Source organism: Bradyrhizobium sp. HKCCYLS3077, assembly GCF_051167555.1.
GTDB lineage: Bacteria > Pseudomonadota > Alphaproteobacteria > Rhizobiales > Xanthobacteraceae > Bradyrhizobium.
The window spans coordinates 1-10,257 of record NZ_JBNPTH010000016.1; the positions used below are offsets into that span (position 1 = coordinate 1).

At 65.9% G+C, this 10,257-nt stretch carries 8 protein-coding genes; 1 reads left to right on the forward strand and 7 read right to left on the reverse strand.

The features are described 5' to 3' along the window. Nucleotides 1–118 precede the first annotated feature (118 nt). Nucleotides 119–697 carry a hypothetical protein gene (locus ACQR0Z_RS34930; RefSeq protein ID WP_434856092.1) on the reverse strand — a complete coding sequence of 193 codons (579 nt, stop codon included), beginning with the start codon at nt 695–697 and terminating at the stop codon, nt 119–121. Between the two features lie 233 nt (nt 698–930). On the opposite strand from ACQR0Z_RS34930, the gene ACQR0Z_RS34935 reads away from it, so the two are divergent. After that, a complete protein-coding gene (locus ACQR0Z_RS34935) occupies nt 931–2,019 on the forward strand; it encodes an SMP-30/gluconolactonase/LRE family protein (protein ID WP_434921683.1) in 1,089 nt (362 codons plus the stop codon). A 39-nt stretch (nt 2,020–2,058) separates the two neighbouring features. Here the strand turns inward: ACQR0Z_RS34935 and ACQR0Z_RS34940 are convergent, their stop codons facing one another. From ACQR0Z_RS34940 to ACQR0Z_RS34965, 6 genes are all read right to left on the reverse strand, one after another. Continuing rightward, nucleotides 2,059–2,853: a class II aldolase/adducin family protein gene (locus ACQR0Z_RS34940; RefSeq protein WP_434921684.1), complete on the reverse strand. Its 795-nt coding sequence runs from the start codon at nt 2,851–2,853 to the stop codon at nt 2,059–2,061. Between the two features lie 174 nt (nt 2,854–3,027). Beyond that, nucleotides 3,028–4,566 carry a galactarate dehydratase gene (gene garD / locus ACQR0Z_RS34945; RefSeq protein ID WP_434921685.1) on the reverse strand — a complete coding sequence of 513 codons (1,539 nt, stop codon included), beginning with the start codon at nt 4,564–4,566 and terminating at the stop codon, nt 3,028–3,030. A 260-nt stretch (nt 4,567–4,826) separates the two neighbouring features. After that, nucleotides 4,827–6,275: an aldehyde dehydrogenase family protein gene (locus ACQR0Z_RS34950; RefSeq protein WP_434921686.1), complete on the reverse strand. Its 1,449-nt coding sequence runs from the start codon at nt 6,273–6,275 to the stop codon at nt 4,827–4,829. 57 nt (nt 6,276–6,332) lie between these two features. Beyond that, nucleotides 6,333–7,688 (reverse strand): glucarate dehydratase, encoded by a 1,356-nt coding sequence (gene gudD, locus ACQR0Z_RS34955; protein WP_434921689.1) that lies wholly within the window; start codon nt 7,686–7,688, stop codon nt 6,333–6,335. 172 nt (nt 7,689–7,860) lie between these two features. Next, complete coding sequence (gene kdgD / locus ACQR0Z_RS34960) at nt 7,861–8,805, reverse strand: 5-dehydro-4-deoxyglucarate dehydratase (protein ID WP_434921687.1); 945 nt, start codon at nt 8,803–8,805, stop codon at nt 7,861–7,863. A gap of 137 nt (nt 8,806–8,942) precedes the next feature. Then, nucleotides 8,943–9,845 carry a LysR substrate-binding domain-containing protein gene (locus ACQR0Z_RS34965; protein ID WP_434921688.1) on the reverse strand — a complete coding sequence of 301 codons (903 nt, stop codon included), beginning with the start codon at nt 9,843–9,845 and terminating at the stop codon, nt 8,943–8,945. Between the last annotated feature and the right edge of the window lie 412 nt (nt 9,846–10,257).

The window sequence follows — 10,257 nt, forward strand, 5'->3', positions numbered from 1 at the left end:
TGCATGTCTTGCGAGGGACGAACGGATCGAACAACTCGGGCATCACATGCCGCGAGATCGCGCTTTCATGTCGATGTTTGAATGTGTGAAATCGAACGTCCGATGCCGTCGCGCTGCACTACTGATACGGATTGTGCTCGGCGTTGGTCATCGTCTGCCGCACCCGGCGCAACGTGATCGGCGTGCCGTCGGAGACGAATTGCAGCTCATAGGCACGGCCGGCGTCGTCCTTGGCGGAGCAGGTCACGCTCGTCACCTTGAGCAGCGCGAAGTTGCCGACCTGCCGGCAGTGTCCCGACGAGCTCTGCGTGGCAGGAACCGGAATGCCGTCGACCTTCGGGCGGTGCTTGGAGTTCAGCAGCATGCGGTCGATCGGCAGCTCGTAGATGTTCTGGATCGAGCGGCGGCCGTTGACCCCGGAGAAGGCGATGATGTGGCTCTCGTCGGCGGGATCGTCGAGTGCGACCGTGAAATGCGCCCGGCCCTTTTCGCTATGGAAGAACGCGACGGTCTTGCAGGGGAAATCCCGGCCGTCGACCTTCAGCGTGCGGCAGGTCCCGGACATCAGCGCGTAAAGATCGATGTCGGGCTGCTCCTCCGGCGAGGTCGCCGCTGCCACCGGCTGCTGAGCGCTGCATGGCGTGGCCAGGCTCAGACCGAGCGCAACGGCGGCGAGGCGAAGAATGGGCAGGGGCATGCGCGGGATAGGCCTGGCAGGAATCATCTCTCGCATTGAGCGATGTGTCAACTTTGCGGCAAAAAGAGGTCCGGGCCGCGAACGGTCGGGCCCCCTCGCATGTGGCGTGATGCAGCAGGGCGGGGCGCGGTGCGATCGATACCGCAAAAGCAATAGAAAGTTCCACAGCCAGCATCTATGGGAAAGACACGGCCAAGCTATGGCCCAACACAAGAACCATTTGGAGGAAACTGATGACTTTGTCGCGTCGCGGCATCCTGTCGGCCGCGCTGAGCGGTGCGGCGCTCGCCATCTCCGGCCAGGCGAGAGCGCAATCCTTCGCCTTCAAGCCCAACCAGCGCTATCCCGATCCCGCGGTCGAGATCCTCGATCCGAGCTTCGCGAAATATCGTCTCTACAGCTCGACCGTCGAGCAACTCGCCAGCGGCATGCGCTGGGCGGAGGGGCCGGCCTACTTCCCGGACGAAGGTGTCCTGCTGCTCAGCGACATCCCGAACAACCGGATCATGAAATACAGCGAGAAGGACGACAGCTTCACCGTCTTCCGCAGTCCGGCCAACTACGCCAACGGCAATGCGCGCGATCGCCAGGGACGGCTCGTCAGCTGCGAGCATTCGGTGACGCGCCGGATCACCCGCACCGAGAAGAACGGCACCGTCACCGTGCTCGCCGACAGCTTCGAGGGCAAGCGGCTGAACGCACCGAACGATATCGTGGTGAAGTCCGACGATACGATCTGGTTCACCGATCCCTTGTTCGGCATCAACGGCAATTGGGAAGGCTTCAAGGCCAAGTCCGAGCAGGCCACGACCAACGTGTTCCGGATCGGCACCGACGGCAAGCTGACCGCCGTCATCACCGACCTCGTCAATCCGAACGGGCTCGCCTTCTCGCCCGACGAGAAGAAGCTCTATGTCGTGGAGTGGAAGGGCACGCCGAACCGCAGCATCTGGAGCTACGACGTCAATGCCGACGGCACGGTCGGCAACAAGGTGAAGCTGATCGATGCGGCCGACCAGGGCTCGCTCGACGGCTTCCGCGTCGACCGCGACGGCAATCTCTGGTGCGGCTGGGGCTCGAACGGCGCGCTGGCCTCGGATCCGCTGGACGTCAACGGCCGCAAGGTGTTTCCGCTCAAGGGCAGGTCGGAGGATCTCGACGGCGTGATGGTGTTCAATCCGTCGGGCAAGCCGATCGGCTTCATCCGGTTGCCGGAGCGCTGCGCCAATCTGACGTTCGGCGGTCCGAAGAACAACCGTCTCTACATGGCGGCGTCGCATTCGCTCTACGCGCTCTATGTCGAGACGGAAGGCGCGGTGTAGGAGGGTTTTATGATCAGCACGGTGGCGAAGATCGGGACACTACTTCGCCGCCGGCGTCACCTTCTGCTTCCACAGCGCCCAGGCGCGGTCCATGATCACCATGTTGACGCCGTCGGCCTTGGCGGCCTCCTCGGCGCTGAGATAGGTGACGTCCGAGCCGAGACCGATGGCCTGGGCCTGCAGCCTCGCATTGACGTCGGTGTAGTAGGCGCGGAACACGGCGGCCTGCACCACGGGGCCGACGGTGACGTCGCCATGGCCGCGCATCAGCACGACGGACTTGTCGCCGAGCGCCGCCGCGAGCGATTTGCCGATGGCATTGTTGCGCACCAGCATGTCGGTGACGCCGAACTCCTTGCCGATTTCCCACACCGGCGCGCCTTCGCCGAGGAACGCGGCGTTGTGATAGAGCGGCCGCAACGGCGTGCGGCTGACGCTGAACGGCACGACGCCCGGCGAATGCGTGTGGACCACGGCGTTGACGTCCGGGCGGGCCTTGTAGACCTCGGCATGGATGAAGCGCTCGAGGAAGACGGCGCGGTTCCTGGCATCGACCGGCTCGCCGTTCTCGTCGAACTCCATGATGTCGTTGGCGGTGACCTGCGCCGGCGCAATCGAGCGCGCCATCAGGAAGTGCTTGGGATTGGTCGGGTGCCGCGCGCTGACATGGCCGAAGGCATCGACCACGCCGAGATCGGCGAGCACGCGGCTGCCGGTCGCGATGTCCTCGAGCAGCTCGCGCGGAACGCCGGAGATGGCGTCTTGCGCGTGGGACGTCGCAATGGAGAGGAGGGTAGCGACGGCGATCGCGGCGAAGCGGCTGAAGCTGGACATCTGGCTCTTCCTCCCGGCCTTCGTTGTCGAGGCTCGTTGCTTCACCCTACGCGTCATTGCGAGCGAAGCGAAGCAATCCAGGATGGTGGGCGGGACTCTGGATTGCTTCGCTTCGCTCGCAATGACGGGGAGAGGTTCGAGCAACGCAACTGGCATCGCCGGGTGAGCACTCCCTCAGGTCACCGGCGCCGGATTGAACAAGGTCAGGTCGTTGTGAATGCCCCAGCGGTCGGACCACGGCTTGGTGCGGCCGCTCGCGACGTCGAGGATCAGCTTGAACAGCTCCCAGCCGGTCTCCTCGATGGTCATCTCGCCGGTGGCGATGCGGCCGGCGTCGAAGTCGATCAGGTCCTTCCAGCGCCGCGCCAGCTCGGTGCGGGTCGCGACCTTGATGACGGGCGCGGCAGCGAGGCCGTAGGGCGTGCCGCGGCCCGTCGTGAACACCTGGAGCGTCATGCCAGAGGCGAGCTGCAGGGTGCCGCAGATGAAGTCGGAGGCCGGCGTCGCCGCGAACAGCATGCCCTTCTGCTTGGCCTTCTCGCCCGGCGCCAGCACGCCATGGATCGGGCCCGAGCCGGACTTGACGATCGAGCCCAGCGACTTCTCGACGATGTTGGCAAGCCCGCCCTTCTTGTTGCCCGGCGTGGTGTTGGCGCTGCGATCGGCGCCGCCGCGCGCCAGATAGGCGTCGTACCAGTCCATCTCGCGGATGAGCGCGCGGCCGACGTCCTCGTTGATGGCGCGGCGAGTGAGCAGCTGGATCGCGTCGCGAACTTCCGTGACTTCCGAGAACATCACGGTGGCGCCGGCGCGCACCAGCAGGTCGGCGGCGAAGCCGACGGCGGGATTGGCGGTCACGCCGGAGAAGGCGTCGCTGCCGCCGCATTGCAGGCCGATGACGAGATCGGAGGCGGGGCAGGTCTCGCGGGTGCGCTTGTTGAGCTCGGCCAGACGGCGATCGGCCTGGGTCATGATGGCCTCGACGATGGCGCCGAAGCCGTCGAAGGCCTCGTCTTGCATGCGCACGATCGAGTCTTCAGTGCCTTCCGGCAGCAGCCGCTCCGGCGCGAGCTTCTCGCAGCCGAGGCCGACAACCAGGATCTCGCCGCCAAAATTCGGATTGAGCGCGAGGTTCTGCAAGGTGCGGATCGGCACCACGGCATCTGGCGCCGTGATCGCGACGCCGCAGCCATAGGCATGGGTGAGGGCGACGACGTCGTCGACGTTGGGGTACTTCGGCAAGAGTTCGCTCTTGATGCGCTTGATCGCGTATTCGAGCGTGCCTTTCACGCATTGCACCGAGGTCGAGATGCCCAGCACGTTGCGGGTGCCGACCGAGCCGTCGGCGTTGCGATAGCCCTCGAAGGTGTAGCCTTCGAGCGGCGGCAGCGGCGCCGGGACGGCGGTGGAGATTTCCAGCTGGTCGAGGGCGGGGGCCTCGGGCATGTCGATGCGGGCCTCGTCGACCCACTCGCCGGCGGCGATCGGCGACTTGGCGGTGCCGATGATTTCGCCATAGCGGATGATCGGCGCGCCCTCGGCGATGTCGACCAGCGCGGTCTTGTGGCCCTGCGGGACGAAGGTCTTCAATGTCAGGCCGTCGGGCAGCTTGGTGCCGGCAGGCAGGCCGAAATCATTGACCACGATCGCGACGTTGTCGCGCGCGTTGAGCTTGATGACCCGCGGCTCCTGGTTCACGACCTGCTGGTTCATGCTGGCTCCGTTCCCTCAATTCGTAGGGTGGGCAAAGCGAAGCGTGCCCACCGTTCTTCTTGCTCCGAACTCTCTTCACCTCGCCCCGCTTGCGAGGAGGGTCGGATTGCATCGAAGATACAATCCGGGTGAGGGGGTACAGGTCTCACCGCGAGCACTTCCCGTGCGGCTGCCCCTCACCCCAGCCCTCTCCCCGTGAAGAACGGGGAGAGGGAGTGGACCGCGGATGCGGCCCGGCTGTTAGTTCACGATCGTCAGGCTCACACCGGGAAGGTGTAGGCCGTCTTCACTGTGGTGTAGAACTCGCGCGCGTAGGAGCCCTGCTCGCGGGCGCCGTAGCTCGAGCCCTTCCGGCCGCCGAACGGGACATGGTAGTCGACGCCGGCGGTCGGCAAATTGACCATCACCATGCCGGCCTCGCTGTTGCGCTTGAAGTGCGAGGCGTATTTCAGGCTGGTGGTGCAGACGCCGGCGGCGAGGCCGAACTCGGTGTCGTTGGAGATCGCCAGCGCCTCGTCGTAGTTCTTGGCGCGGATGACGCAGGCCACCGGTCCGAAGATCTCCTCACGCGCGATGCGCATGTTGTTGTTGGCCTCGGTGAACAGCGCCGGCTGCATGTAGAAGCCGGGGCTCTCGCGGTTGAGCAGCTCGCCGCCCCACGCCAGCTTGGCGCCTTCGTCCTGGCCGATCTTGAGATAGCGCTGGTCCTGCTCGAGCTGATTGCCGTCGACCACCGGGCCGATATGCGTGCCCTGCTTGACGGCGTCGTCGACGACGAGGCCCTTCAGCCGCTCGGTCAGCGCCTCGACGAACTTGTCGTGGATGCCCTCGGTGACGATCAGGCGCGACGAGGCCGTGCAGCGCTGGCCGGTCGAGAAATAGGCGCCGTTGGCGGCGGCTTCGACCGCGACCTTGACGTCGGCGTCATCGAGCACGACCAGCGGGTTCTTGCCGCCCATCTCCAGCTGGAACTTCTTTATCGGGTTCGACAGCACGCAGGCCTGCGCGATCTTGCGCCCCGTGCCGACCGATCCAGTGAACGAGATCGCGGCAACGTCCGGATGCTCGAGCAGGGTCTGGCCGACCACCGAGCCGGAGCCGACGACGAGGTTGAACACGCCGGCCGGAATGCCGGAGCGCGCGATGATCTCGGAGAGCGCATGCGCCGAGCCCGGCACCAGCTCGGCCGGCTTGAACACGACAGTGTTGCCGTAGCAGAGCGCGGGCGCGATCTTCCAGGCGGGAATGGCGATCGGGAAATTCCAGGGCGTGATCATGCCGACGACGCCAACCGCCTCGCGGGTGATCTCGACATCGAGACCCGGACGCACGGAAGCGCCTTTCTCGCCGGTCAGGCGCAGCGCCTCGCCGGCGAAGAACGCGAAGATCTGCCCCGCGCGTGCGACCTCGCCGATGCCCTCCGGCAGCGTCTTGCCTTCCTCGCGGGCGAGCAGGCGGCCGAGCTCTTCCTTGCGCGACAGGATCTCGGCGGAAATCTTGTTCAGCGCGTCATAGCGCTCCTGCGGCGTCGAGCGCGACCAGGCGGGGAAGGCGGCCTTGGCGGCGGCGATCGCCTTCTCGGTCTGCGCCTTGTCGGCCTTGGCGTATTCGCCGACGACATCGTTGGTGTTCGACGGGTTGATGTTGCGGGTGACCCCGCTGCCGTCGACCCACTCGCCGGCAATGAAATTCTTGAGGATCGCGTTCATGTCAAAACTCTCCAGGCTTGCGCGACTGTGCTGGCACAATCTAGCCGATTACATCCGTCACCGCACGAGGCAGGGTCGCTTGTCGTCGAAGGTCCAGCCGGGGATCAGATACTGCATCGCGACGGCGTCGTCTCGTGCGCCGAGCCCGTGGCTCTTGTAAAGTTCATGAGCCTTTTCGATGGCGCCGCGGTCAACCTCGATGCCGAGCCCGGGTTGCTCGGGCACCGCGATCTTGCCGCCCTTGATCTGCAACGGCGACTTGGTGAGCGCCTGACCGTCCTGCCAGATCCAGTGGGTGTCGATCGCGGTGACCTTGCCGGGGGCTGCGGCGGCGACATGGGTGAACATCGCCAGCGAAATGTCGAAATGGTTGTTGGAGTGCGAGCCCCAGGTCAGCCCATTGTCCTTGCAGGTCTGCGCGACACGCACCGAGCCCTGCATGGTCCAGAAATGGGGATCGGCCAGCGGAATATCGACCGCGCCGAGCCGCAGCGCATGGCTGAGCTGCCGCCAGTCGGTGGCGATCATGTTGGTGGCGGTCGGCAGGCCGGTGGCGCGGCGGAATTCGGCCATGATCTCGCGGCCCGAAAAGCCGGCCTCGGCGCCGCAGGGGTCCTCGGCATAGGCGAGGATGCCGTGCATGTCCTTGCACAGGCCGATCGCCTCGTCGAGCGACCAGGCGCCGTTGGGATCGAGCGTGACGCGGGCCTGCGGGAAGCGTTTTGCGATCGCAGTCACCGCCTCGATCTCGGCCTCGCCCTGGAGCACGCCGCCCTTCAGCTTGAAGTCGGCGAAGCCATAGGCATCGTGGGTGGCCTCGGCGAGCCGCACGACAGCTTCGGGCGTCATCGCTTCCTGATGTCGCAGCGTATACCAGCCCTCACGTTCGCCTTCGCCGGTCGCATAAGGAAGATCGGTCTTCCTGCGGTCGCCGACGAAGAACAGATAGCCGAGCGCCTCGACGGACGCACGCTGCTGGCCCTCGCCGAGCAGCGCCGCGACGGGCAGGCCGAGATGCTGGCCGAGCAGGTCGAGCAGCGCCGACTCCACCGCGGTCACGGCATGGATCATCACGCGCAGGTCGAACGTCTGCTTGCCGCGGCCGCCGGCATCACGGTCGGCGAACGCGGTGCGCATCGTGGCGAGGATGGTGTTGCAGGCGCCGATGCTCTGGCCCACGATCAGGCTCTTCGCATCCTCCAAGGTCTGACGGATCTTTTCGCCGCCCGGTACTTCGCCGACGCCGGTGTGGCCGGAATTGTCGGTGAGGATGACGAGGTTGCGGGTGAAGAACGGTCCATGCGCGCCCGACAGGTTGAGCAGCATGCTGTCACGGCCCGCGACCGGAATGACCTCCATCCCGGTAACGACCGGCGCGCCGGAGATTCCTGTGCTGGTGGCTTCGTGACTCATCATGCTCCTCCGTCGTCGTCTCTCGTTCTAGCGTCTCCTCATGGTGAGGAGGCGCGGAGCGCCGTCTCGAACCATGAGGCCCCAATTGCGGCCTCATCCTTCGAGACGCTTGCTGCGCAAGCTCCTCAGGATGAGGGGAAAGGCCGTCACTGCGGCGACGGCCGTCTCATCATCACTCCGCCGCCTGCTGCGCCGAGACTGCGCCCGGCAGCGCTTTCACCAGCGCGGTCAGCTCGGCCATCTCGGCCTCGGTCAGGTCGGTCAGCGGCAGGCGGACCGGGCCGGAGTCGCGGCCGATCACCTTCATGCCGGCCTTGATGATCGAGACCGCATAGCCCTTCTTGCGGTTGCGTATCGCGATCAGCGGCAAAATGAAATCCTTCAATCCGGCATGGATCGTGGCGTGGTCGCGCTTGCGCACTGCGGCATAGAAGTTCGTCGCGAACTCCGGCACGAAGTTGAACACCGCCGAGGAGTAGGTCGTCACGCCCATGTCGAGATAGGGCAGCGCGAAGGTCTCCGCGGTCGGCAGGCCGCCGATATAGGTGAGACGGTCGCCCATCTTGCTGTAGACGCGGGTCATCAGCTCGATGTCGCCAATGCCGTCCTTGTAGCCGACCAGGTTCGGGCAGCGCTCGCACAGCCGCGCCAAGGTGTCCGGCTGCAGGATGGCGTTGTCGCGATTGTAGACGATGACGCCGATCTTCACCGATTTGCAGATCGCCTCGACATGGGCGGCGAGGCCCTCCTGCTCGGCATGCATCAGATAGGGCGGCAGCAGCAGCAGGCCGTCGGCGCCGGCCTGCTCCGCGCCAACCGCGATCTCGCGGGCGATCGCAGTGCCGTAGCCGGTGCCGGCCAGCACGGGCACGCGGCCGCGCGTCTCGTCGACGGCCACTTTCACCACCTCCGGCACTTCGGCTGCGGTGAGCGAGAAGAACTCGCCGGTGCCGCCGGCGGCGAACAGGCCGGCGACCTCATAGCCGCACAGCCAGTCCATATTGGCGCGATAGGTGGCCTCGTCGAAGGAGTAGTCGGCCTTGAACGGCGTCACGGGGAAGGAGAGCAGGCCGCTGCCGATTTTCGCGGCCATTTCCTGTGGGGTCATCTTGCTCATCGTGCGTGTCCTCAGCGCTTGTTCCGGTGTGTAACGTCGCGTGGCGCGGCCCGCGCGCGTCGTCCTGAGGCGTGTCGTAGGACCAAGTTCAATGCCGGTCCAAGCCAATCACGGTATCGATTGATACAGACCGGGCATCAATCCTCGGTCTGTTGCACCGCGAGCTTGCCCGCCAGTTCGACCAGCGCCGGCAGCAGCGGATTGTCGTGCTCGCGCCGCCAGACCAGGAACAGCTCGGCCGGCGTGGGATTGCGCAGCTTCAGGGGCCGCAGCCGGACATCGGCGATCTTCAGGCTGGCGGCGGCCTCCGGCACGATCGCGAGGCCGAGGCCGGCACGGACCATCGAGAGGATGGAATGGATCTGGCTGAGATGCTGCACGTAGCGCGGCAGCACCTCGGCGCGCATGAATTGCGAGACCAGGAGATCGTGGAAGTAGCGCGCTTCGGTCTGCGAATACATGATGAAGGGCTGGCTGTCGAAGTCGCGGATCGACACGCTCTCGGCGGAGGCGAGCCGATGGCGGCGGGGCAGCGCGGCGCAGAGCGGTTCGGCGACGACGCGGCGGGTGGCGAATTCGGGGCGGGCGATCGGCGGCCGCAGCAGGCCGGCGTCGATCTGGCCGGAGGCCAGCGCCTCGATCTGGTCGCCCGACACCATCTCTTTCAGCGACAGGTCGGCTTCGGGCAACTCGGTCCGGCAGGCGGCGACGAGATCGGGCAGGAAGCCATAGGCGGCCGCCGCGGTGAAGCCGATCTTGAGCGAGCCGCTCTTGCCGCTGGCGATGCGCTGCGCCACCTGCGCCGCGCTCTCCGCCATCTTCAGGATGCGCCGCGCTTCAGGCAGAAAGCTGCGTCCCGCCGGCGTCAGCTTGACCGAGCGGCTGGTGCGCTCGAGCAGCGCCGCATCGATGATGTGCTCCAGCACCTGGATCTGCCGCGACAGCGGCGGCTGCGTCATGTTCAGCCGTACCGCGGCGCGGCCGAAATGCAGCTCCTCGGCCACGGTGACAAAGCAGCGCAGCTGGTTGAGATCGAACATCGATGCTTCCGGGGTATGGATGGGGCCGTTGATATGGGTGTGGTAGCATTGATCAGGCCAGGTGAAAACGGCGGCGAAAGGCTGATCGAGCTGGCCCGTGCATCGACACACTCCGCCGTCGTCCCGGCCTAGTGCGCAATTGCGCACGCGGCGCCGGGACCCATACCCCCAGGGAGCGGTTTGAGGCAGGCTAGCAATTGGCTTTTTGCCCAACACGTCCGCTGCGGCGTATGGGTCCCGGATCGGCGCATCGCCGCGCTGGCGCGCGTCGATGCTTGTCCGGGACGACGGCGGTGGGTGGGGTGCGTTCACGGTTCAAACAGCTACGTGACTCATCGGGACACGTCCTCTCAATCTCGCGGCACATCATGCCCGAGCTTTGCGATCGGTCCGTCCCTCGCAAGCAGTGCAG

Coding starts and splice junctions, on each gene's coding strand:
- ACQR0Z_RS34930 (WP_434856092.1), bottom strand. CDS start 697: ATGCCCCTGCCCATTCTTCGCCTCGCCGCCGTTGCGCTCGGTCTGAGC.
- ACQR0Z_RS34935 (WP_434921683.1), top strand. CDS start 931: ATGACTTTGTCGCGTCGCGGCATCCTGTCGGCCGCGCTGAGCGGTGCG.
- ACQR0Z_RS34940 (WP_434921684.1), bottom strand. CDS start 2,853: ATGTCCAGCTTCAGCCGCTTCGCCGCGATCGCCGTCGCTACCCTCCTC.
- garD (WP_434921685.1), bottom strand. CDS start 4,566: ATGAACCAGCAGGTCGTGAACCAGGAGCCGCGGGTCATCAAGCTCAAC.
- ACQR0Z_RS34950 (WP_434921686.1), bottom strand. CDS start 6,275: ATGAACGCGATCCTCAAGAATTTCATTGCCGGCGAGTGGGTCGACGGC.
- gudD (WP_434921689.1), bottom strand. CDS start 7,688: ATGAGTCACGAAGCCACCAGCACAGGAATCTCCGGCGCGCCGGTCGTT.
- kdgD (WP_434921687.1), bottom strand. CDS start 8,805: ATGAGCAAGATGACCCCACAGGAAATGGCCGCGAAAATCGGCAGCGGC.
- ACQR0Z_RS34965 (WP_434921688.1), bottom strand. CDS start 9,845: ATGTTCGATCTCAACCAGCTGCGCTGCTTTGTCACCGTGGCCGAGGAG.